This window comes from Mycoplana sp. 10N416 (genome assembly GCF_056394765.1).
The window spans coordinates 1-21,939 of sequence record NZ_JBFTIM010000003.1; the positions used below are offsets into that span (position 1 = coordinate 1).

General features: G+C 63.4%; 20 protein-coding genes. 5 read left to right on the forward strand and 15 right to left on the reverse strand.

All coding sequences use genetic code 11. The features are described from left to right. The 6 genes from AC1DDS_RS07215 to hemP form a co-directional block, all read right to left on the reverse strand. The coding region (locus AC1DDS_RS07215) for an exonuclease domain-containing protein (protein ID WP_477478623.1) at window positions 1-250 on the reverse strand (250 nt) is incomplete at its 3' end. Between the two features lie 396 nt (window positions 251-646). Continuing rightward, window positions 647-1,441, reverse strand: a complete 795-nt coding sequence (locus tag AC1DDS_RS07220) for a heme ABC transporter ATP-binding protein (RefSeq protein ID WP_477478262.1) — start codon at window positions 1,439-1,441, stop codon at window positions 647-649. Window positions 1,442-1,451: 10 nt separating this feature from the next. Continuing rightward, the gene (locus AC1DDS_RS07225; protein WP_477478263.1) at window positions 1,452-2,546 is read right to left on the reverse strand and encodes a FecCD family ABC transporter permease; all 1,095 of its coding nucleotides are present in this window, start codon (window positions 2,544-2,546) and stop codon (window positions 1,452-1,454) included. A gap of 12 nt (window positions 2,547-2,558) precedes the next feature. Then, window positions 2,559-3,443, reverse strand: coding sequence for a heme/hemin ABC transporter substrate-binding protein (locus AC1DDS_RS07230; protein WP_477478264.1), 885 nt, complete (start codon window positions 3,441-3,443; stop codon window positions 2,559-2,561). Between the two features lie 10 nt (window positions 3,444-3,453). Continuing rightward, window positions 3,454-4,515 carry a hemin-degrading factor gene (locus AC1DDS_RS07235; RefSeq protein WP_477478265.1) on the reverse strand — a complete coding sequence of 354 codons (1,062 nt, stop codon included), beginning with the start codon at window positions 4,513-4,515 and terminating at the stop codon, window positions 3,454-3,456. Window positions 4,516-4,524: 9 nt separating this feature from the next. Then, window positions 4,525-4,734, reverse strand: a complete 210-nt coding sequence (gene hemP, locus AC1DDS_RS07240; protein ID WP_477478266.1) for a hemin uptake protein HemP — start codon at window positions 4,732-4,734, stop codon at window positions 4,525-4,527. A gap of 205 nt (window positions 4,735-4,939) precedes the next feature. On the opposite strand from hemP, the gene AC1DDS_RS07245 reads away from it, so the two are divergent. The 3 genes from AC1DDS_RS07245 to AC1DDS_RS07255 are packed head-to-tail and all read left to right on the forward strand — an operon-like array spanning window position 4,940 to window position 8,929. Then, the gene (locus AC1DDS_RS07245) at window positions 4,940-7,177 is read left to right on the forward strand and encodes a TonB-dependent hemoglobin/transferrin/lactoferrin family receptor (RefSeq protein WP_477478267.1); all 2,238 of its coding nucleotides are present in this window, start codon (window positions 4,940-4,942) and stop codon (window positions 7,175-7,177) included. A gap of 6 nt (window positions 7,178-7,183) precedes the next feature. Beyond that, window positions 7,184-7,621: a hypothetical protein gene (locus tag AC1DDS_RS07250; protein WP_477478268.1), complete on the forward strand. Its 438-nt coding sequence runs from the start codon at window positions 7,184-7,186 to the stop codon at window positions 7,619-7,621. An 18-nt stretch (window positions 7,622-7,639) separates the two neighbouring features. Further along, on the forward strand, window positions 7,640-8,929 hold the full coding sequence (locus AC1DDS_RS07255) for an energy transducer TonB family protein (protein ID WP_477478269.1): 1,290 nt from the start codon (window positions 7,640-7,642) through the stop codon (window positions 8,927-8,929). 415 nt (window positions 8,930-9,344) lie between these two features. On the opposite strand, the gene AC1DDS_RS07260 is transcribed toward AC1DDS_RS07255, so the two are convergent. The 8 genes from AC1DDS_RS07260 to AC1DDS_RS07295 are packed head-to-tail and all read right to left on the reverse strand — an operon-like array spanning window position 9,345 to window position 18,504. Then, complete coding sequence (locus tag AC1DDS_RS07260) at window positions 9,345-9,731, reverse strand: nuclear transport factor 2 family protein (RefSeq protein WP_477478270.1); 387 nt, start codon at window positions 9,729-9,731, stop codon at window positions 9,345-9,347. After that, window positions 9,728-10,702 (reverse strand): ABC transporter permease, encoded by a 975-nt coding sequence (locus AC1DDS_RS07265; protein WP_477478271.1) that lies wholly within the window; start codon window positions 10,700-10,702, stop codon window positions 9,728-9,730. The genes AC1DDS_RS07260 and AC1DDS_RS07265 overlap by 4 nt, the downstream gene beginning before the upstream one ends. An 11-nt stretch (window positions 10,703-10,713) precedes the next feature. Then, window positions 10,714-12,249: a sugar ABC transporter ATP-binding protein gene (locus AC1DDS_RS07270; protein WP_477478272.1), complete on the reverse strand. Its 1,536-nt coding sequence runs from the start codon at window positions 12,247-12,249 to the stop codon at window positions 10,714-10,716. 21 nt (window positions 12,250-12,270) lie between these two features. Continuing rightward, on the reverse strand, window positions 12,271-13,308 hold the full coding sequence (locus AC1DDS_RS07275) for a sugar ABC transporter substrate-binding protein (RefSeq protein WP_477478273.1): 1,038 nt from the start codon (window positions 13,306-13,308) through the stop codon (window positions 12,271-12,273). 29 nt (window positions 13,309-13,337) lie between these two features. Next, a complete protein-coding gene (locus AC1DDS_RS07280; protein WP_477478274.1) occupies window positions 13,338-14,348 on the reverse strand; it encodes a Gfo/Idh/MocA family protein in 1,011 nt (336 codons plus the stop codon). Beyond that, window positions 14,345-15,250, reverse strand: coding sequence for a sugar phosphate isomerase/epimerase family protein (locus AC1DDS_RS07285; RefSeq protein ID WP_477478275.1), 906 nt, complete (start codon window positions 15,248-15,250; stop codon window positions 14,345-14,347). Before AC1DDS_RS07285 ends, AC1DDS_RS07280 begins: the two co-directional genes overlap by 4 nt. Next, the gene (locus AC1DDS_RS07290) at window positions 15,250-16,590 is read right to left on the reverse strand and encodes an aspartate aminotransferase family protein (protein WP_310422465.1); all 1,341 of its coding nucleotides are present in this window, start codon (window positions 16,588-16,590) and stop codon (window positions 15,250-15,252) included. Before AC1DDS_RS07290 ends, AC1DDS_RS07285 begins: the two co-directional genes overlap by 1 nt. 42 nt (window positions 16,591-16,632) lie before the next feature. After that, window positions 16,633-18,504: a thiamine pyrophosphate-dependent enzyme gene (locus tag AC1DDS_RS07295; RefSeq protein ID WP_477478276.1), complete on the reverse strand. Its 1,872-nt coding sequence runs from the start codon at window positions 18,502-18,504 to the stop codon at window positions 16,633-16,635. 142 nt (window positions 18,505-18,646) lie between these two features. Here AC1DDS_RS07295 and AC1DDS_RS07300 point away from each other — a divergent pair, with 142 nt between their 5' ends. Further along, the gene (locus AC1DDS_RS07300; protein ID WP_477478277.1) at window positions 18,647-20,074 is read left to right on the forward strand and encodes an FAD-binding oxidoreductase; all 1,428 of its coding nucleotides are present in this window, start codon (window positions 18,647-18,649) and stop codon (window positions 20,072-20,074) included. Beyond that, window positions 20,032-20,811 carry a FadR/GntR family transcriptional regulator gene (locus AC1DDS_RS07305; RefSeq protein ID WP_310422457.1) on the forward strand — a complete coding sequence of 260 codons (780 nt, stop codon included), beginning with the start codon at window positions 20,032-20,034 and terminating at the stop codon, window positions 20,809-20,811. Before AC1DDS_RS07300 ends, AC1DDS_RS07305 begins: the two co-directional genes overlap by 43 nt. Window positions 20,812-20,879: 68 nt before the next feature. On the opposite strand, the gene AC1DDS_RS07310 is transcribed toward AC1DDS_RS07305, so the two are convergent. Then, window positions 20,880-21,884, reverse strand: a complete 1,005-nt coding sequence (locus tag AC1DDS_RS07310; protein WP_310422454.1) for an arginase family protein — start codon at window positions 21,882-21,884, stop codon at window positions 20,880-20,882. Window positions 21,885-21,939 lie beyond the last annotated feature (55 nt).

Below are 21,939 nucleotides of genomic sequence, written 5' to 3' on the forward strand. Positions count from 1 at the left end.
GCCGCAGTCCGCCGTAGACGGCGGTCACCGCACCGATCGTGCCGGTCTCATCGAAGCTGAAGGCAACAGCGCCGATCTCGATGATCTCGTCCTTGCGCGAACTGAGACCGGTCGTCTCGGTGTCGATGATGACGCCGCGCAACGGAAAGGCCGAATCTGGCAACCGGACAACCGGTCGAGGCTGGAGCTTTGACAGGATCCGATAGCGGCCCGTTGCCTGCAGATGCCGGACCATGTCGTCCTCGTTCATCGCCGGCGTCGCGCGTCCATCCGGACCTGTTCGCCTGACCACGATCGGCGCATCATCCGCAAACATGTCAAACTGAGCCGTCATTCCCGTCATTCTCTCCTCGCCTACCCCGAGTGCCAACCAAGCAAACTGCCGCCGATCAGCCCGTACTCTGCACCGGCTTTCAGTTCAACCGCAGCAAGGCCATCAGCATCGGCCCGATGCGAGAACTCGCCGGGCGCCGCTTTCCAGATAGGTGGCGTCGAGCCGCATCAAGGAGAGGCCCTGCAAGGCGTAGACGCTGGCATCGAACAGCGCGGTTGCCGTCGAAGTATTCCATCATCGCGTCCAGCCAGGACGCTGGTCAGGCAGCCGAAGCCGATCGATATGGATCTGCCCACCCTGCCCTCCGCTGTGTCAGCGTGATGCAATCGATTGCGGCAGCACGAAGGGTGTGCCGCTGGCCGGCACGGCGCCCACCTTGAGGCGGCAGCCGAAAACCGTCTCGATCAGCCCATCGTTCAGCACGTTGCCCGGCGTGCCCGCAGCGACCAGCTGGCCGCCGTGCATGACGTGGATGCGGTCGGCATACATGGCGGCAAGGTTGAGGTCGTGCAGGATGGCGACGACGCCGCCGCCGCTGGCCGCGAAGTCGCGCGCCACGTCCATCACCACCAACTGGTGGCGGATGTCTAGGCTGGAGACCGGCTCGTCCAGCAGCAGGTAGCGCGGCCGGCCGTCCAGCACCGGCGCCCAGACCTGGCACAGCACGCGGGCAAGCTGCACGCGCTGCTGCTCGCCGCCGGACAGTTCCTGATAGAAGCGGCCGGCATAGCCAGCGAGGTCGACCCGGGCTAGCGCCCGTTCCGGCAGCCGCCCCGCCTCACCGGCAGGCGCGCCGGACCGGCCGCTGGCAAGCCCGAGCCTGACCACCTCGTGCACGGTGAACGGAAAGGCGAGCGACGCGGCCTGCGGCAGCACGGCGCGGAGGCTTGCGGCTTCGGCCGGTTTCATCGACGCCACGTCACCGCCGTTGATGGCGATACGGCCGCGATAGGCAAGGTCGCCCGAAAGCGCCTTCAGCAGCGTCGACTTGCCCGAGCCGTTCGGCCCGACAATCGCCGCCACCTCGCCCGGCCGCGCTTGCAGATTGGCGCCGGAAACGATGCGCCTGGCGCCGATCGCGACCGATACATCATGCAGCTCGATCATCGCGGGCTCCTCATAGGTCGATGATGCCGCGCCGGCGCAGCAGGATCCACAGGAAGAACGGCCCGCCGATCGCCGCGGTGACGATGCCGATCGGCAGTTCGGCCGGCGCCACCACCGTGCGCGAGAACGCATCGGCGAGCAGCAGCAGGGCGGCGCCGAGCAGCGCCGAACCCGGCAGCAGGTAGCGGTTGTCCGGGCCGATGACGAGGCGCAGCACATGCGGCACGACGATGCCGACGAAGCCGATGCCGCCGCTGACCGCTACGGCCGCCCCGACGGCCGCGGACACGGTGACGATGGCGGCATATTTCAGCCGTTGCACCGGCACGCCGAGATGGGCGGCGGTCGCCTCGCCGAGTGCCAGGGCATTGAGGCCGCGGGCCAGGAAGGGCATGGCCGCCAGCGCCGGCAGGATGACGGCGGCGGCCGCCGCCAGCTTCTGCCAGGTGGCGCCGGCCAGCGAGCCGAGCTGCCAGAAGGTCAGGTCGCGCAACTGCCGGTCGTCGGCGATGAACACCAGCAGCCCGGTCAGTGCCATGGCGAGTGCCGCCAGCGCAATGCCTGCCAGCAGCATGGTGGCAACCGAGGTGCGCCCCTGGCGGGTGGCGACGCGATAGAGGATCAGGGTGGCGGCAAGGCCGCCGCAGAAGGCGGCGAGCGGCAGCGCCGCCGGGCCGAGCAGGGCCGTCAGCGGGGCGAGCGCGGTGGTGCCGAGCACGATCACCGACACCGCGCCGAGCCCGGCGCCGGCGGAAACGCCGACAAGGCCGGGATCGGCCAGCGGGTTGCGAAACAGGCCCTGCATGACCGCGCCCGAGACTGCCAGCGCCGCGCCGACCAGCACCCCCATGATGACCCGCGGCAGGCGGATGTCGTGGATGATGACGCGGTCGCGGGCGCTCAGCGCATCGGCGGGTGCGCCGGCGAGCCAGTGCCGGAGCACACCGAGCGGTGAAGCATCGGAGGCGCCGGACGTGAGGCTGAAAAGCGCGACCACGACGAGCCCTGCTGCGAGTGCTGCGAGCACCAGAAGGGCACGGCCGGAACGGTCGCCGGCCGGGCGTGTGATCATGCCGGCCGGGCCGGCGAGCGACTGGTTCACCATCTTGCCCACCGCTCAACGATTGGCTTGGTCGCCGTAGAGCGCTGCGGCGAGGTCATTGACGGCATCCGCCGTGCGCGGGCCGAAGCCCAGCAGATAGCTGCCGTCCATGCGCACCAGCCGGCGGGCGACGCCGGCCGGCGTCTGGGCGATGGCAGGGTGGGCGAGCAGGTCGGCGTCGGCGATGCCGGGGCCGGCATGATCCACCACCAGCACCACGTCGGGGCGGGCGGTGACGATCGCCTCGTCGGAAAGCTGCTTGTAGCCGTCGTAGCCCTCGACGGCATTGACGCCGCCGGCCAGCCGGATCATGCCGTCCGCGGCCGTACCGGAGCCCGAGGCCAGCACCCTGCCGCCGGCCAGCGACAGCACGAACAGCACCCGCTTGCGCTCCGCGATGTCGGCCGTGCGGCTTTCGGCTGCCTCGAGCTTGGCGTCCACTTCCGCCGCGAGCTTGTCGGCCTTGGCCTCGACGCCGAGCGCCTTGCCGACGACACGGATGCGCGTGAGGATGCCTTCATGATCGAAGGACTCGGGCACCTCGATATAGCGCACGCTCGCCATCTTCAGCACCTGGATGGCCTGCGGCGGACCGCTGCCCTGCAGGGCGAGGATGCCGGTCGGGTTCACCGACAGCACCCCTTCGGGCGAAAGTTGGCGCATGTAACCCAGGTCGGGAAGCTTGAGCGCCGCATCCGGATAGAGGCTGGTCGCATCGCGGGCGACGAGATGGCTCTCCTCGCCCAGCGCGAACACGATCTCGGTAACGGAGCCGCCGATCGCGGCAATACGCGAGGTGTCGGCGAACGCCGCCGCATCATCGGCGGCCCAGGCGCCGCCCGCCCACAGGGCGGAAAGGCCGAGGGCGCCCGCCAGCGCCAGCCCATGCAGGATTCTCATCGCAGTTCTCCTATGCCGCAACCGGCGCGGCGAGGCGCGGCAGGGTTTCGGCCAGGGCACGCCAGTCCGCCCGCTCGCCCTCGCCTTCATGGCGCTGGCCGAAGAACTGGATGATCATCCGCCCGTTCGCGTCATAGAGTTCGAGCGATGTCACGTGGCCATCCTTGGTCGGCTTGCGCACCAGCCATGTCTCGGCGATGTTGTCAGTGCGTAAGTGCAGGTGGAAGGTCTCATCCATCACGTTAAGCCACGGCCCCATCGGCTTGACGTTCCTAACAGGACCAGAATGGATCTGGATGCAGCCGCGGTTGCCGACGAAGCACATGATCGGCAATTCGGCCGCCACGACCTGCTCGAACATCACCGATGCGACGCCGGCTTCGAGCTGCGAGGCATACTCAGCCCCGACCATTCGCACCGCTTGCCGGCGGCCGAGCTTCATCTTGCGCAGCATGCCGAAGAACTGGTGCACGTCGGTGAGCTTGCTCCAGCCCTCGCGCAGCGCCGCGGCATCGGTCGGCGTGTCGGCGACCTCTGCGTCCATGTCGGCCGGCGGCGGCTCGACGGCGATTGCCAGCGACTGGTCGGCGGATTGCAGCCGGGCGACCAGCTGCTGATAGGCGGAGAGATCGGAAGACGGGCGCAGATGCACCTTGTGCACGGCATCGCCCGCCGCATCGAAGAACTGCAGGCTGCGCCGGATATCGTCGCCGTCGCGCTTCTCCACCGCAAAGCCATGCTTCCAGATCTTCGGGAAGATGCGCAGGTCGATGTTCTCGCCGAGCGCCAGCGCGGCATGCTCGCCGGTGACCACCTTGTCGTAGATGCCGATCTTCTCGTGCACGGCACTGTCGTTGCGGGTCAGCGCCATGACCTCGCCGACGGCTTCCAGGCCGGTCAGCAGGTCGTTGGCGCGCGCTTCGACGCGGACGACCCCGTCACCGCAATGGGCCGCAAGCAGCTCTGCCTCGGTGATGCCGAGCTGGGTTGCGAGATCGCGCTCGCGCATCTTCGGATTTTCTGTGCGTGCCCGCCTGATTGCGTCGGAGGCCGGTTTTGCGCGCTGGTCCATGTCTACACCTTACTTGTTGAGAATGAGCTTGCCCTGTCGGGTGATCTTGAGCCGATAGAGGGCGCCATGGTGCTCGATGCCGATCTCATGCTCGCCCTGGAAAAGGGTGTCCGACGACAGGGTCCTGACCGAAGCCGGGATGCGTTCGGCGCACATTGGCGCGTGTGCTTCGAAGCGGCGATCCCGGGGGCGGGAATCGTCTGGATCGTGCGTGTCCATTCGGATTGGGCTCCTGCGTGGATGAAGCGGGCTGTGGAAAGGTGCCCGCGAAAATCCAAATCATTTGTTGACTTCAATAATCATGTTTATTAGTCACTGCAATACCGGACTAACTGAGTCAAGATTTAAGTTACCGGATTTCATCAAGAATGCGAGCAAGCCATGGCCAGCCAGCATGCAACGACGATTTTGGAGTTGGACTGCAATGGGGTTGGCGAATTGGGGACGGGCCGGTGCATCCGGGCCGGAGAGCCGTAGGGCGGCGAGCGGGCTGACCGCGCTTCTGGCAGGCGTGGCGGCGACCGCATTGATAGCAGCATCGGCGCACGCGCAGCAGGCGGGACAGCCCGGCGAGCAACAAGACGAACAGGTCGGGCAGGCCGAAGCGAGCAGGACGGATGAATCCGGCGCCACACTGCTCGACAAGATGATGCTGGCCAGCCGCACCGGCGAAACGGCGATCGAAAGCCTTTCCTCCTCCAGCCACGTCGACCAGGAGCAGCTCGACCGGCGCATGGCGGCCACTCCGAGCGAGATGCTGTTCGGCGTTCCGGGCGTGACGATCCAGGCCGATTCCCAGCGGGCGGCCTCCTCCGCCAACATCCGCGGCCTCCAGGATTTCGGCCGTGTCGCGGTGATCGTCGACGGCGCGCGTCAGGATTTCCAGCGCTCCGGCCATGGCACCCAGTCGACGTTCTACCTCGATCCCGAGTTGGTGAAGTCGGTGGACGTGATCCGCGGCCCGGTCGCCAACACCTACGGCTCCGGCGCCATCGGCGGTGTCGTCTTCTTCGAGACCAAGGACGCAGTCGACTTCCTCAGGCCGGACGAGACCTGGGCCGGTTCACTGACCCAGGGCTACGAGAGCAACGGCCACGGCTGGACCACCAGCGCCACCGGCGCCTACCGCTTCAACGACAGCGTGGATGCGCTGGGCAACATCGTCTACCGCGACTACGGCGCGTACAAGGATGGCGACGGCAACCGGGTCGATGGCAGCGGCTTCGAGGTGCTGGGCGGCCTGCTCAAGACCACCATCCTGCCGTCCGACAACAGCGAACTGAAGCTCGGCTGGGTCGGCGCCAGCGACCAGTGGAACCAGTTCAGCGGCGGCAGCCCGGGTTACGACATCAATCTGGAGCAGAACACCTTCACCGCCCGCTACAACATCACCGACGACGACCGCAGCTGGCTCGACTTGCACATCAACGGATCGTTCAACGGCACCAGGCTCGAGCAGACCAGCCTCGTGCCGGTCGGCGGCCGCTTCGATCCGGCGACCGGGCTTCCGGTGGTGCTGCCGATCGGTACGAAGGCCAACTACGATGTCGGCACCAGCGGCTTCGACATCTGGAACACGTCGCGCTTCGACACCGGCCAGGTCGCGCACGAGCTGACCTATGGCGGCGACTGGGTGAGCGACGACGTCGACACCACCGGCGCGGCGGGCGGCGACAACTTCTACACGCCTTCGGGCAAGCGTCGTGTTTCTGGAGCCTACATCCAGGACAAGCTCTCCTGGGAGTGGCTGGAGGTCATCGCCGGGCTGCGCTACGACAGCTACAGCCTCAAGGGCGACGACACCAATACCTCGGGCGACCGGCTGTCGCCGCGCATCAGCCTCGGCGTCTCGCCGTTCCAAGGCCCCGCCCTGGAAGGGCTGCAGTTCTACGGCACCTATGCGGAAGGCTATCGCTCGCCCTCGCTGAGCGAGACGCTGATCAGCGGCCTGCATCCGGCGGGCGTGGTGTTCCCCTTCCTCCCCAATCCGGCTCTGCGGCCGGAAACGGGCAAGACCTGGGAATTCGGCGTCAACTACAAGGCCGACGGCGTAATTGCGGAAGACGATGCGCTGCGCCTCAAGGCCGCCTACTTCAACAACGATGTCGACGACTACATCGACGGTGCCACGCTCAGCGCCGGCCAGCCCGGATGCCCGTTCCTGCCGGGCCTGCCACCGGTCTTCGTGCCCGGCGGCTTTTACGTCCCCGCCTGCTTCCAGTACCAGAACTTCGCCAATGCGAAGATCCGCGGCTTCGAATTCGAGAGCGTCTACGACGCCGGTTGGGGCTTTGCCGGCCTGTCGGCCTCGCTCATCGAGGGCTACACCGTCTCGTTTGCCGGCGTGCGCGCCGACCTGGCGACCATCCCCTCCTCGCAGGTCACGGCCCAGCTCGGCTTCCGGTTCTTCGACGACCGGCTGACGGTCGGCGGCGAGGTGCAGTACAACGGCAAACCGAAGGGCAACCCGATCGCCGAGGACTTCACGCTCGTCAACACCTTCGCCAGCTACCAGGCCAGCGACAACCTGAAGCTCGACTTCCGCATCGATAACCTCTTCGACGTCAACTACGTCAACCCGCTGAACGCCACGGCCACGAGCACGGTCTTCGAGCCGGGCATGACCGTGAAGCTGGCGGCGACCATGCGATTTGGAGGCTGATGCAGCATGAGGACGGCAACCCTTCTTCTTTCGGCAGCCGTGGCGACAGCAATTCCCGGGGGTGCAACCGCACAGGAGGCGTCGACAAACGACGCCTCCGCCCTGACCCTTGAACTCAACGGCGCGCAGCCTTCCGACAAGGGCTGCCGCCTCACCTTCGTGGTGAAGAACGACCTCGGCGCCGACCTGTCCAAGGCGGCATTCGAGATCGCCCTGTTCAACGAGGCCGGGGTGGTCGACCGGTTGACCGTGCTCGACTTCAAGGACCTGCCGGCGGGCAAGACCAAGGTCGTGCGCTTCGACCTTGCCGGCGCGGATTGCGGCAAGACCAGCCGTGTGCTGGTCAACAGCGCGACCGAATGCACCGGTTCCGGCGTGGAGCCTTCGGCCTGCATGCGCAAGCTTAAGACCAGCAGCAAGACCGGCATCTCTTTCGGCGTCTGAGCGGGGGCACGGGGCATCATGGCATCTCTGGACCCCGCCTTTTCCACACAAGGCCCGGCCTGGTCGCTGGACAGGTTCCGCGCCATGCCAGCGGAACCGGACGATGCCGGCATTCTCATTCGCGCCGCGGCGCGGCCGTGGAGCAGCGGCGACTTGCCCGAACGCACGCGGCTGGCGCCGGCGAGCGCCGAGCTTGGCGTCGCTGCGGGCGAGCCGCTCGACGCCACCCGGCCGACGGTGCGCCGGCGCAAGTGGAAGGCGGCAATGACCGCCTCCTGCCTGCTGCATCTGGCCACCGCCGCCTTCCTGCTGGCGGAGAACCACGAGGCGGTGATGATCGCTGGCGCCGAGCAGTCCGGCGTGATGCTGCTCGGAAACGCCCCGGAGGACCAGAGCGCGGCGGGCATGCCCTCAGAATTGCCGGCAGCCCAGGTTACGCTGGTGACCCTGCTGGAGCCCAAGCCGGTCCAGAAGGTTGCCGCCGCGGCGGTGCCGGTGGCGGAGGCGGCGGAGCCGGTCGAGACGGAGGTGGCGGAAGCGACGACCGCGGACGTGGTCGAGCACGCGGCAGCCGAGCCCGTTTCGGCGGAACCCTCCCCGGCCGCCGCCAATCCCGCCCCCGAAATCCTGACCGCGCTCCAGCCTGATGAGGACGTGACCGCGGTATCCGAACCTGCCAGGCAGGTCGCGGAGCAGCCGAAGTCACCCGGCACACCAAGGCCGGCTGAAAACGTGGAGACCAAAGAGGCTGCGACTAGCGAGCGCGTCGTGGCTGAAGCGGACAGGCCGATACCGGTCGAGAAAAAGACGGTGGCAAAGGCGGAACCGTCCCGCAAGAAACCCGCCAAAAAGCCCGACAGAAAAGCCGAAACGGCGTCGGCGAAGGCAACTTCGCAAAGGCCCAAAGCTGGATCCGGCGGCAACAGCGAGGCCGACGCGCGACGTGGCGCCGCCCAGGGCGAGGCCGCCGGCACGACCGTCAGCGCATCGAAGGGCGGGGCAGCATCGGCCGCCGGCAACGCCGCGGTCTCCAACTATCCCGGCAAGGTGGCCGCCCGGCTGCGGCGTGCGGTGCGTGGTATTTCGAGCCTGGCGCGGGCCAAGGCACGCAATGACGTGCGGGTGTCGTTCGTCGTCGATGCCAACGGCGACGTCGGCGGCATCCGCATCATCCGCGGTTCCGGCTCGCCCGAACTCGACGAGGCTGCCCTTGCCGTGGTGCGGCGGGCGGCCCCCTTCCCGCCGATCCCGCCGCAGGCCGGAAGGGCGAGCTGGGCCTTCACGCTACCGCTGGGCATTGCCCGCTGAATCGGCTGCGGTGGGAATGCAACGTCTGACACGACCCGAAGGATATGGCTCGGCATGAGGGCCGCCGTATTCGTTGCCGTCGCGACCGGCAACGGGACCGCTTCGCTTGGGAAGGCTTTGGCGCTTCCGGCGGATTCCCCATGCTGGGGACAGCGTCTCAGGAACTGCTGTCTAGACGACTCTCGGTCGCTCCAATACCGCATGATGACCTTGCTCATTGGGCCAGTACCCCTCCTCGATCGAGGGCGGTCGCGAAGGCCCGAGCGAAAATTCACCGCGGCCGCGTTTCGCCTCAGGTCGCGCAGATATCCCCCAGCAGCGACCTGCGCGTCGCAAGCGTCCCGATATGTTGGCACGACCATGACGACAGGCTTGAAGTAGTGAAAGGTGTGGTTCAATCAGCCGCAAGGGCCGGTCAGGCCTGCCGCTCGCATTGGTGGAAGCTCTTTTGAGTGACCCTTGTCGTTCCATCATATTTCAGCAGCGCCAGCATGTCGCAGTAGTCGAAGCGGCCATTGGACGTGTGTACGATGATCACTCCTACATCCCCTGCCAAATGGACGGCCACGACCTGATATTTCCTGGAGCCCTGACCAGCCCGCTCGGGGGCGCACATCGCGTTGATCCAGCGGTCACGCGGTATGCTGATCGCCTTGCCTTCATCGACCCCGACGATATGCGCAGTCTCGGCGAAGAGGGTGGTTAGTCGCTCGCGGTCCTGCGTCGCGACGCCGAGGACGTAGTCCTCGGCCGCTTTGAGCGCCTCTTCACAACCAAGAACGTCGGTCGGAAAACTGGTCATTTGATGATGCCGATCTTCTTGCGATCAATCGAAATGATCACCGCCGCGATCAATACAAGACCCTTGATGATCAACTGCGAATAGGAAGAGACGCCTGCGAGGTTGAGCCCATTGGACAGGATCGCAATAATCAGTGCACCGATCATCGTTCCGGCCACGCCTCCCATCCCGCCAGTGAGTGGCGTGCCGCCAATCACGACTGCCGCGATGACATCCAGTTCGAGCCCCGAGCCCGCCGTTGGACTACCGGCTCCCATTCGTGAGGCCAGGACGATGCCCCCGAGGCCGGAGTACAGACCGGCAAGAGCAAATGTGGTGATCTTGATCCGCTCGACCTTGATTCCGGAACGCTGGGCGACAACCTCGCCGCCACCAACAGCGACGATGCTGCGGCCGAGAACGGTGTGATGCTGGACAAAGTAGGCGATGGCGAAGGCAATGAGTGCAATGAGCACGATCGCCGGGATACCCGCGATCGTGCCGGATCCGATCCATCGCATCGTTTCGTCGCGGATCATGATCGGCCGACCCTGCGTGATGTGCAGCATCAGCCCGTGACCCGCAACCATGAGGCCGAGTGTTGCGATGAACGAAGGGACTTTAAGCTTTGCATAGACCGTGCCGACCACCGTACCCAGCACCGCACCGACCAGTAGCCCGGACGGGACAGCGACAATGCCTATGCTTTGCATGAAATAGGCGACGATGACGGCCGAGAGACCGACTACGGCGCCGACGGACAGATCGATCGACGCCATGAGAATGACGAACGTGGCGCCCATCGCCGCGATCGACAGCACCGCCGTCTGGCGCAAGACCGTTTCGAGGTTACGAATTGAGAAGAACTGGTCCGAGAAAATCGCAAAGCCGATGCAGACGATGACAAGAACCAGCAGAGGGAAATAGGTCCGCAGGCTCTCAATGGACAGTGCCGCGGGCGTGGATCCGGATGTGGTGGTATTTTGGCTCATGGCGCCGTCCTTCAAAGCATCGCATTAATCAGATTGGTTTCGGTGATGGCGTCGCCTTCGAACACGCCCGAAACACGCCCGTGGCGGATCGTCACCACGGTATCGCTCAGGCGGATGACTTCGGCCATGTCTTCGGATGCCATCAGGATGGCGAGGTTCTTCTCGCCGCTCAGCTTCAGCATCAGATCGTAAATCTCGAACTTGACCCCGATATCGACGCCGCGGGTCGGATTGTTGAGCAGCATGAGCCGGGGATCGGTCAGGAACCACTTGGCAAGCAGCACCTTTTGTTTGTTGCCGCCACTGAGCGAACGAACCAGGTCGGCCGAACTGCGCGCCTTGATGCGGAACATGTCCATGCCAATTTTGGCCTGCTCGGCCTCGCGGCCACCGTCGACAAACGGTCCCCGGGCATTTTTGGGCAGACACGCAAGCGCGATATTGAAGCGGATCGACTGGGTATCGATCAGGCCTTCGACCGCACGCTCCTTCGGCACCATCGCGATGCCAGCGGCAATGGCGTCGGCAATGGAAGCGCCTGAAAATGCCTTTCCTTCGAGAAGGATCTCGCCTGATGTCACCGCCCGTGCGCCGAACAATGCCTCGATAATTTCATCGGCGCCGGAACCAGCAAGGCCCGCAAGCGCCACGATCTGCCCCTTGCGCACGGACAACGAAACATCGTTGAAGCCCGGCCCGCAGAGCCCCCTCACCTCGAGCATCGACGATGTCGGTACGACCCGTTCCGGGCGCTTCCAATCGGCTAGATCACGGCCGACCATGAGTGCCGATAGCTGGTCCTCGTCGAGTTCGGCGGCCGGACGGGTCGTAACATAGGCCCCATCCTTCATGACTTCGACGGTCGTGCAGCTGCGAAAGATCTCCTGCAAGCGGTGAGAAACATAGATGATGCCGACGCCCTGGGCGCGCAGCTCATCCATCAGGCGATGCAGAGTTTCGGCATCGTCATGGTCGAGCGATGCGGTGATCTCGTCAAGCAGGAGTACCCTTGGATTGGTGGACAGCGCGCGTGCCAACTCGATCATCTTCTGGGTCGACGGAGATAGCCGGCGCATCTCCGAACGGGGATCGGCGTTGATCCCGAGCCGCTTGAGCAGTGTTTCGGCGGCGCTGTAAAGCCGGGTCCAGTCGATCTTGCCGAACCGGCTGAATTCCTGCATGCGCCCGAGAAACACGTTCTCCGCCACGGAAACGTGCGGCAGGATGTTGAACTCCTGATGAACCATCGACACGCCGCTTGCGACGGCGGAGGAAGCCGATACCGGCCGGTATTCGCTGCCGGCAACAGTCATCCTGCCGGCGTCCGGCACGACTTCACCTGCCAGAATCTTGAATATCGTCGACTTGCCCGCACCGTTTTCGCCGCAAAGCGCAAGTGCTTCACCGGCACGAAGATATATGTTGAGTTCCTTGACCGCCTGGACGGGACCATAGCTCTTCCGCAAACCCTCTGCAGCCAGAAGAACTGGCTGCAGAGGGGAGAAGCCGCCATCGACCCTGCTTGATGTCGCTGTGTCGACTAACATGTGTTGGCAATTCCATATCTGTCAGGGAGTGATGACCTTGAAAACATCCGCATGGTTGACGGATGGATTCGTGGTCTTGCTGATGGAAGCCCAGTCGATCAGGGCCTTGCCTTCGGCAAGCGGCTCGATGATTTTCGAGCGATAGTCGCCAATGCCGTCCTTGGTGAGGTAGTAGAGGCTCATCTCGTAGACGGGCTTGTCTGTGGGATGGCCGTTCAGGTGGTCATGAATGATCGTGACGCCGTAGCCGCCCATCACCCAATGGCCGCCGGCCAGCATCGAGAGCTTGCCCTCGTCGAGGGCATCGAGCGCGGCCGCGGTAATGTCTATACCGGCGAGCTTCATTGTCCCCGACCGCCCCGCGTTCTCGATCGAAACGATTGCACCCAGCAGCGGATCGGACCCGGCGCCCCAAACACCATCGATGTTGTCAAAACGGGTGAGGAAATCCTCCATCACGGTCTGACCCTTGGCGAGCGTCCAGTCGGTATACTGCACGTCGAGAAGCTTGACGTCGGTGTGTTCGGCGACTGCCTTTTTCATGCCGTCGTTACGCGCTTCGGAGGTCGAGATCCCCGGCACGCCCCCGATCGACACGAGATTCTTGACGCCATCCTTTTCGATCAGGTGCTTGGCGACATTGTAGCCGGCTGTTTCGTCGTCGAGCTTGATGAAGGAGAGGTAGTTCGGCTTGGCACCCACTTCGACACCGGGATAGGTATCTGTCACAACGACCGGAACCCCGGCCTTGTCGAGCAGATCGATGGCTTGGATGCCGAGCGGCTCGCTCAGCGGCGTCAGGATGACGCCTTTCACGCCCGCGTTGATGAGTGTCTCGATGTCGGAAAGCTGCTTGTCTTCGCGGGACTGGGCGTCGGTCACCACAAGCTCGTAGCCGTAGGCCTCCGCTGCGCTCTTGGCAAAGTTGACGTAGTCCACCCAGAACGCATCGTTCAGCGTCGTCATTGGCATGCCGATCTTCGGACGATCAGCGGCTTCAGCCGTAAAAGCGGCCAGGGTGCCGAGCACCAAGGCTGCGGTAAGCTTCAATACTTTCATGTGATCCCCTTTTCATTTTTGGCTTGGAGTTAAAGTTCGATGCGGCGCCCTTCGACTGCCGAGCGGTAAATTGCCTCGGCGATTTCAACGATCCGGCGCGCCTCGCGCCCGTCGACAGCGAGTGAAGTCTTGCCGTTGACGGCATCGATGAAGTTGGCGACCGCAAGGCCCACCGTGTCCGGCCACTCCGCTTTCGCAATCTCGATGCTATGCCACCCACCCTCTGACCATTTCAGCAGGTGCGGTTCGTCGCTGAACTTCTCGAAATGTGCTTCCAGCCCCGGAACACGGATGAGCGCGTCGCGGGTGACCGCCTCGATCTGATCGTCAAAAACGCCCTTCGGCGCGTGATAACCGGCTTCGATGACCGCACGACCACCATCGCGGAACTCGAGCGTGACGATGCCCACGTCTTCGCCGACCCCGCGCGGGTTGTCGGTGTCGAGCGAGGCGCTGACCGCGCTGACTTCCCCCATCATCGAGCGGGCGACGTAGAGGCGGTGGAAACCCGCATCGAACAGTATGCCGCCGCCTGTCAGGTCCGGATCCGCCCGCCAGCCGCCAAGCTTGCCACCGATGGACAGTCGCAGCCTGAGGATCGTCGGTCGGGAAAGACGACCAGCGGCAATCTCATCGCGAAGCCAACGATGTGGTGGATAGAAGAGCTGGTTGTGGCTCGCTCCGAAGAGCTTCCCCGCCTTGTCGGCTGCCGCGATGAGGATGTCGCATTCGGCCGCCGTAACCGTGGCTGGCTTCTCGACGAACACATGCTTGCCTGCCTCGAGCGCCTTCAGGCAAAGGCCGGCATGGAACTTATGCGGAACGCAGACGACAACCGCCTCCACATCGGGATCGGCGATCAGCTCTTCGGCAGTGGCATAGCCGCGCGCACCCGTCTGTTCAACGGTGGCCTTGACGAGTTCGGCATTGAAATCCGCTACTGCAAACAGCTTTGCGTCGCTCGCCGCCAGCACACCATTAACCTGGTGGCGGCCGACCTCGCCGAGACCGATGACGCCAACTTTCAATTCCTTCGTCATTTACGCAGACCTTCCGGCATGAATTCTTCGATGGCACGCAGCTGCTGCATGCTGAGTTCGGACGCGCGTTTCGGGTCGCCCTTCAAGATTGTGCGGTAGTACTGATAGGCTTCGAACTCGACGGACATGAAACCGCGATATCCGGCCCTGTCGAGGGCGTCGAACATCTCCCCCCAGTCGACCCGCCCCTCGCCGATGAGCGGGAAGATGAACTCCCGCCCCTCGCGCCCAGGCATCCCGGCGACATCCTTGATGTGGACATGGCGGATGAAAGGCGCCAGTTCGCCGATGATCCAGCCCATGTCGTCACGTGCCAGCGCGAAATGGCTCGGGTCGAAATTGATGGCGAACGCGGGATGGTTCGCAAACCGGCGTAACATCACGCCGGTGCTGTGGAAGTCATGTGCCAGCGTGCCCCAGCAGGGTTCGAGTGCCGCCTGAGCGCCTGCAGCGGCAACACCATCGAGCATCCGCTCGTAGGCGTCGAGCATGATGCTCCATGCCCTCCCCTCGCTGAGGGCGGAACCGACATCCACATGCCCCGCTTCCCAGCGATTCGGCCCGGTCAGGACGTTGACGAGCTTGACGCCTGATGCGGCCGCGGCTGTCGCGGTGCGTACCGTCAGATCGATGCGCGCCTTCAGCTCATCGGCATCGAGGCACACGAGATCCTGTTGAACAGCAATCTCGGAGACCTCGAGCCCCTTCCCGCGGCTCATGGAGATGACGCCCGCAAGGTCGTCATCGCTCATCCGACGCGGATCAAAATGCGCCAGCGTCCACTCGACGGCACCGTACCCCTGTTCGGCCAGGGTTTCGGCCACCTTCTCCGCCGGCCAGCTCTCATAGTCTAGGCAGGCAAGAAAGCCCCAACGCCTGAAATCACTGCCTTGCGCGCCCATCAGTGCATGGTCTCCAAACGGACCTGCGCAGCGGCGATGCAGCGCTCGAAGCGGTCAAGCATTTCGTCGGCTTCGTCGCGCGTGGTGTTGACCGCGGGCTTGAGCTTGAGGACGTTACCGAAATCGCCAAAGACCGGACCGCTCTTGCCGATCAGCAGCCGCTCGACATCGAGCGCATGCTTCCAGACGAAGCCTGTCAGTTCGTCGGCCGGCTCCTTGGACTCGCGATCGAGAACGAGTTCGACGCCGATCATCAGACCCAGGCCGCGGACGTCACCGATGATCGAATAGCAATCTTTCATCTGGTTGAGGCGGTCCATGAAATGGGCTCCGATTTCGGCCGAGTTCCGACCGAGTTCTTCGTCTTCCATGACTTCCAGCATCGCGATGCTGCCGGCGCAGACGGCGGGGGTTGCCATCAGCGTGAAACCGGCTTCCCAGCCACGCAGTGAGGTGAAGCCTTCACCGGCAACCACGCCCGACAGCGGCAGCCCTGCTCCGAAGGCCTTGCCCATGATGATGAGGTCAGGTTCGACGCCGAGGACATTGGAGGCGAACACGTCGCCGCAACGGCAGAATGCCGTCTGCACTTCGTCGGCAATCAGCGCCACGCCGTTTCGCGTGCAGATCTCGCGCACCGTTTCGATGTAGCCTTCCGGCATGGGGATCATGCCGCCGTTCGACTGGAACAGCTCAATGATCACGCCAGCCACCTTGGCATCCGGCTGGTGCTTGATGGCCGTTTCCATGAACCGCGCGCACAACAGGTCGCAAGAGCCGGGCTTGAGGCCGAAGGGGCAGCGGTAGCAGTTGTAGTTGGGGACCCGGATCTGCCGCGTAAGGTAGCGGTCCAGCCCCTCCTTGGATCCCTCCAGCATCTTCGGATAGGAGTAGCTCAGCGCCAGCGTGCTGAAGGTTGTTCCGTGGAACGCGCTGTAGAGCGAAACGAATTCGGATCCACCGGTGGCGCGCATCGCGAGGTGCATGGCGCCCTCCACAGCATCAGCGCCGCTCAGCGCAAAGAGTACGCTGCGCATGTTCTTCGGCGCATGCGAAAGCACCTTCGCGGCAAGCTTCGAGCGTTGTTCGTTCTCGAAGACCGGCGTCACATACTCGATCTGGTCCAACTGGGACTTGATCGCCTCGATGACCTTCGGGTGGCGATAGCCAAGGTTCACCACCCATTCCCCGGAAACCGCATCGAGATACTCTGTCCCCTCCTCATCCCAAAAGCGCACGCCTTGACCGCGAACGATACGCAGGTCGTAGTGGCCCATTGGCTTGATGACCGATGAAACGGTCGGCGATTTGGTGACGGGGTTGTCGGTAACTTCAGACATGGATGTTCTCGTTCAAATCTTCGATGATCAGGGGAATGGCTGTCAGAGGTAGTGCCGCTGCAATTCGTCGCGACGGCCTTCGTACTTGCTTCTAAGCTCGCGGGCCGTGGCATCCTGGGCCACCTCCGGCGGGGCGATATCCCAGAAGCTGTGCTTGGTGCCGACTGACATCTTGTGGGGATCGACTTCGATCACGACCACGTTGAGCCCGGGATCCGCATCGGCGGCAGCAAGGGCCGCCTCCAGATCCTCCGGTGTCGCTGCGCTGTGGACGCGCGCGCCGAGGCTGGCAGCGTTCTTCGCGATATCGATGTCGAGGTATGCACCGTTGAGCTTTCCGGCGTTGTCCCGCCCGCGAAACTCGGTCGAGAAGCTCGACCCGGTCGTCAGGACCTGGAGGTCGCGGATGATCTGGTAGCCGTGGTTGACGAAGACGCAGACCGTCAGCTTGAGACGCTCACGCGCAGCCACCAGAAGATCGCTGGGATTCATCAGATAGGTGCCGTCACCAATTACGACGTACACGTTCTTCTCGCCGCCGAGAACGAGGCCGATGCCGGCCGGAATCTCGTAGGTCATGCAGGAAAAGCCGAATTCGAGATGGATTCGTTTGTTGTCTCGGGTATCCCAGAGCTTGGCGACATCACCCGGCAAACTTCCTGCCGCACCGATGACATAGGAATCAGGCCGCACGGCACGGTTAACGATCGCGAGCGCCTGCGCCTGGCTCATGACCTCCTTCGGCTTGGCTACGAGGGTGGGTGCGGCAAGCGACGTCCAGCTTTCGATGGCCGTTTTCATTTCGCCGCGCCATTCCGCCTGCTGGCCGACGCCTGCCTCGGTCGCGGCACGCGCAAGTGCCGATAGCCCCTGGCGAGCATCCGCAACGATCGGTTCCGCACCGAGCTTGGTGGTGTCTCGGCCGGTGATGTTGATGCTTGCGAATTTGACGTCGGGGTTCTGGAACAACGTCTGCGAGCAGGTCACGACGTCCGTGAGCCGCGTTCCGATTGCGAGCACCAGGTCAGCCTTGGTCGCAAGTTCATTGGCGGCGAGATTGCCGGCAATGCCGACGGCCCCCAGTGCGAACTCGGACTCGCCGCGCATGGTGCTGCGACCGGCAACGGTCTCGACAACCGGGATCCCGAATTGCTCGGCGAAGGCCTGCAACTCACGTTCGGCTTCGGAGTAGTAGACGCCGCCGCCACTAATGATCAGCGGCTTGCGCGACGCTTTGAGAAGCTCGGCGACGCGAGCGACCTGTCCCGCCTCCGCCGGGCGGCGTTCGACATGCCAGACCCGCTTTTCAAACAGCTCTTCCGGGAAATAGCCGGCCTCGCCCTGCACATCCTGACAGATAGAAAGCGTCACGGCGCCGGCCTCCGAAGGCGAGGTCAACACGCGCGCAGCCTCCATCAGCGACGGAATGAGCTGTTCCGGACGAGTGATCTTGTCAAAGAATACGCTAACCGCGCGCAGACCATCCGCCACCGACAGATCATATTGCGGGCTTTCGAGCTGCTGGAGGACGATGCCCTGCCGGCGGTTCGCATAGTGATCCGATGCCAGAACCAGCACCGGCACGCGCTGAACCGTAGCACTTGCCGCGCCGGTGTACATGTTCGCCGTACCGGGACCGATCGAGGCGGTGCAGGCGTATGTCGAGAGACGACGCTGAACACGGGCGTAGGCGATCGCGGTGTGCAGCATGCTCTGCTCGTGGAACGGCTGATAGAAGGGAATGCTGCCACCGCACTCTGCAAAGCCCTGCCCGAGGCCGGAAAGATTACCGTGCCCGAAAATTCCGCAAGCCCCACCGATCAGTGGTCGCTCGATACCGTCGCGCTCCGTCCACTGAGCCGCAAGAAAACGGGCAACCGCCTGCCCTGCCGTCAACCTGATTCCCTTGCTCATAATGTCATGCACCCCCGGGTAGAAAAATTATTTGATGCTCGATCCTAGTTATGCTCTTCTAATCTTGTCAAGATCATAATATGTAATTCATCATACAACTTGCATAGCGAAAATGCAGGTATTTCAGATGGAAGCGCCTACGATGGATCGGACTGAAAAATTTATTGATGTGATCGTTCAGACGTTCCCGTCTGCGGCCTACGTCATTGAGGGGCAGGAGCGACGGCCTTACGAAGCTGATTGGCGCGGCCTTGTCGACCGCCCCGCGGTAGCGGTTCTTCTGCCCGCATCCACGGCCGAAGTCGCTGCCATGGTGAAGCTCTGCCGTGAGTTTGGGATAGCCATCGTTCCACAGGGAGGACGTACCGGCCTGGTGGCAGGCGCCGTGCCAGTCGGCGCGGTACCGCAGGTTATTGTCAGCACGCAAAGAATGAACAAGATCCGCAGCATCGATCCGATCAACAACACGATGGAGATCGACGGTGGCGTGATTCTACAAGTCGCACAGGAAGCTGCGGCGGCCATCGACCGGCTGTTTCCGTTGAGCCTTGCCTCGGAGGGCTCCTGTCACATCGGCGGAACGATCGCCACGAATGCCGGCGGAATACAGGTTTTGTCCTATGGCTCCATGCGCCAACAGGTGTTGGGTCTTGAGGTTGTCCTGCCCGACGGTCAAATTTGGAACGGACTTCGCGGTCTCCGCAAGGACAACACCGGTCTGGATCTAAAGCAGCTCTTCATCGGCTCGGAGGGCATGTTCGGGATCATAACCGCCGCGACCGTCCGCCTGCTGCCACGTCCGAAGAGCGCTTTGACGATGCTTGCGGCAATCGATTCCGCCGGGCAAGCATTGAAGGCATTCACCAAAATACAAAACCTCTGCGGTGCCGACTTGACGTCCTGCGAGTACTTCACCGCCGGCGGACTTGAAATGGTGCTGGACCACTTGCCCGATAGCACGGCGCCATTTCGGGAAAGGCATCCAGCCTATGTTCTGCTGGAGGTCACATCGCTCGACAGTTCTACGGATTTCTTTGGCCGCCTGGAGCCCGTTCTGGCCGAACTGCTGGAAACCGGAACGATTGCCGACATGGTTGTTGCCCAGAGCGAGGTGCAACGCCTGGCGCTCTGGAAGCTGAGGGAGGGAATTTCCGAAGCCGAGAGGGCTGCCGGCGGCGCAATCAAGCATGACATCGCCGTCCCCATTTCAGGAATCCCTGATGTAATTGACAAAATTTCGCAATGGCTGCATGGCATTCTCCCATCATGCAAGCTCAATGTTTTCGGCCATCTCGGCGATGGGAACCTTCACGTAAATATTGTACCGCCCGCCGGCACTTCGCTTTCTAGTTTCTACTCTCAAGGGAAGCGTGTTACGGCCTATGTCGAACAAGCTGCCATAGAAGCCGGCGGCACATTCAGCGCGGAGCATGGAATCGGCCAGCTACGGGTAGAATCGCTTGAGAAGTATCGCGCGCCTGTTGAGCTGGAACTAATGCGAACCATCAAGGATGCAATTGATCCCACATGGATGATGAACCCAGGAAAAGTGCTAAGCCTCGCACGTTAAGCAGACGCGCTGCGGCTGTGAAGATTCGAGCGCGGCCGATCGTTCGCCCGGTACGCCTATCCGACCAGGTTATTGAGTCGCTGCGCAATGACATTGAGTCTGGCCGCAGCGCTCCGGGCTCGCGCCTGCCCACCGAAAAGGAGCTTACTGAGAGTTTCAACGTCAGCCGAACGGTCATCCGAGAGGCGATATCGCGCCTGCAGACCGATGGGCTGGTGCTCGCCAAGCAGGGATCCGGCATCTACGTCGCAGATCCAACCGAGGTCGCCCGCTCGTTTCGGCTCGGTGTGGAAGACAGCGAACAGAAGACATCGATCCGTGAAATCTATGAACTGCGCATCGGGGTGGAAAGCGAAGCGGCCGCGCTGGCCGCGGTACGGCGCACGAAAACGGATCTCACATTGCTGGAAAGGGCGTTGAAGGCTCTCGCATCCGCCAAGAATTTCGACGGTGGTGTCGATGCCGACATCACGTTCCATCGCTTAATCGCGCAATTGTCGAAAAACTCGGCCATTCTACGGTTCCAGGAATTCCTCGCTGCGATGTTGGGGGAGGCGATCAAGGTCGCACGCGGCAACTCAGCGCGCCATTCCGGGTTGGCGGAAAAGGTACTCGATGAGCATGTCAGGATATTCGAGGCGATCGCCGCTGGCGACGCGGAGGAAGCAAGACGCGCCGCGCGCCATCACCTCGTCAACGCGCAGGAGCGATTGAACCTTCATCAGAAGCACGGCTAGCCGCTTGGCGCCCGCTTCCGCGGGACTGGAAGCGCAGTTGCGACCGCGCTTCCACTACGGTGCGATGCCTATTTGCCATTGGTGGCGATATAGTCCGCCATCAGCGACATCAGTTCGAACATCACCACCATCGCATTCATGGCCGTGATCTGGTTCGGGCTGTCCTTGGTCGGCATCAGGCAGACGACGTCGGCGCCCACGATGTTGAGACCGCGCAAGCCCTGCAGCATGCGCACGGCCTCGCCGATGCGGATGCCCGGATAGCCCGGCTCGATGTTCGACACGCCGGGAGCGTCCGCCGGGTCAAGGGAATCGAGATCGAACGTGACGTAGACCGGCGCGTCGCCGATGCGCTCGCGCAGGATGTCGATCACGCCGCGGGGGCCGATCTCCTCGAATTCGTCCATGCCGACGATCCGGTAGCCGAGTTCCTCGCTAGTGTTGCGCGAGCCGGGCGTGCCGACATTGGGGCGGATGCCGACCTGGGTCGAACGATGGGCGTCGACGTGGCCCTCTTCGACGAGATAGCTCGCCCAGTGTGCGGCGGAGCGACGGTTGCCAAGCCAGTGCGGCAGGTGGTTGTAGCTGTCGGTGTGCGAATCGAAGTGGACGAGCGCCACCTTTTCGCCCTTGGTCAGCCGGGAATGCTTGCCCGCGACCGCCTTGACCAGCGGCCCGGTGATCGCATGGTCACCGCCCATCGACACCAGACGGGTGCCAACCTTGTCGAAGCGCTTGGCGAAGGCCTCGATGTGTTCGACGCAGATGTCGTTGACCATCGCCTCCGGCAACGGCACGTCGCCGGCATCGTTGATGCGGCAGACATCCCACGGAATGAAGTTGAAGCGGCCATGGCCGCGACGATACAACGCCGACACGTTCCGGACCGCGCGGGGTCCGAGGTGCTGGTCGCGCTCGGTCGAGCCGTTGCCGGAACTGTGCGGCACACCGATCAGCGCGATATCGCTCTCTGCCGGATCTTCCTGCCATGGGCAGCGGTAGAAGGTCGGGATGCCCCACCAATACCAGCGCTCCATCTCCTTCTTCGCCGTTTCAACATCGTACTCGGACATCGTTTACTCCTTCTCCTGTTTTTCCCGCCGGTTCCGCCGGTGTGAAATTGATTGC

Bases quoted from the DNA above. Each gene is read 5' to 3' on its own strand.
- AC1DDS_RS07235 (WP_477478265.1), bottom strand. From the start codon at position 4,515: ATGGACCAGCGCGCAAAACCGGCCTCCGACGCAATCAGGCGGGCACGC.
- AC1DDS_RS07260 (WP_477478270.1), bottom strand. From the start codon at position 9,731: ATGACCAGTTTTCCGACCGACGTTCTTGGTTGTGAAGAGGCGCTCAAA.
- AC1DDS_RS07250 (WP_477478268.1), top strand. From the start codon at position 7,184: ATGAGGACGGCAACCCTTCTTCTTTCGGCAGCCGTGGCGACAGCAATT.
- AC1DDS_RS07265 (WP_477478271.1), bottom strand. From the start codon at position 10,702: ATGAGCCAAAATACCACCACATCCGGATCCACGCCCGCGGCACTGTCC.
- AC1DDS_RS07300 (WP_477478277.1), top strand. From the start codon at position 18,647: ATGGATCGGACTGAAAAATTTATTGATGTGATCGTTCAGACGTTCCCG.
- AC1DDS_RS07275 (WP_477478273.1), bottom strand. From the start codon at position 13,308: ATGAAAGTATTGAAGCTTACCGCAGCCTTGGTGCTCGGCACCCTGGCC.
- AC1DDS_RS07245 (WP_477478267.1), top strand. From the start codon at position 4,940: ATGGGGTTGGCGAATTGGGGACGGGCCGGTGCATCCGGGCCGGAGAGC.
- AC1DDS_RS07310 (WP_310422454.1), bottom strand. From the start codon at position 21,884: ATGTCCGAGTACGATGTTGAAACGGCGAAGAAGGAGATGGAGCGCTGG.
- AC1DDS_RS07290 (WP_310422465.1), bottom strand. From the start codon at position 16,590: ATGTCTGAAGTTACCGACAACCCCGTCACCAAATCGCCGACCGTTTCA.
- AC1DDS_RS07305 (WP_310422457.1), top strand. From the start codon at position 20,032: ATGGATGATGAACCCAGGAAAAGTGCTAAGCCTCGCACGTTAAGCAGA.
- AC1DDS_RS07230 (WP_477478264.1), bottom strand. From the start codon at position 3,443: ATGAGAATCCTGCATGGGCTGGCGCTGGCGGGCGCCCTCGGCCTTTCC.
- AC1DDS_RS07220 (WP_477478262.1), bottom strand. From the start codon at position 1,441: ATGATCGAGCTGCATGATGTATCGGTCGCGATCGGCGCCAGGCGCATC.
- AC1DDS_RS07295 (WP_477478276.1), bottom strand. From the start codon at position 18,504: ATGAGCAAGGGAATCAGGTTGACGGCAGGGCAGGCGGTTGCCCGTTTT.
- AC1DDS_RS07270 (WP_477478272.1), bottom strand. From the start codon at position 12,249: ATGTTAGTCGACACAGCGACATCAAGCAGGGTCGATGGCGGCTTCTCC.
- AC1DDS_RS07225 (WP_477478263.1), bottom strand. From the start codon at position 2,546: ATGGTGAACCAGTCGCTCGCCGGCCCGGCCGGCATGATCACACGCCCG.
- AC1DDS_RS07280 (WP_477478274.1), bottom strand. From the start codon at position 14,348: ATGACGAAGGAATTGAAAGTTGGCGTCATCGGTCTCGGCGAGGTCGGC.
- hemP (WP_477478266.1), bottom strand. From the start codon at position 4,734: ATGGACACGCACGATCCAGACGATTCCCGCCCCCGGGATCGCCGCTTC.
- AC1DDS_RS07285 (WP_477478275.1), bottom strand. From the start codon at position 15,250: ATGGGCGCGCAAGGCAGTGATTTCAGGCGTTGGGGCTTTCTTGCCTGC.
- AC1DDS_RS07255 (WP_477478269.1), top strand. From the start codon at position 7,640: ATGGCATCTCTGGACCCCGCCTTTTCCACACAAGGCCCGGCCTGGTCG.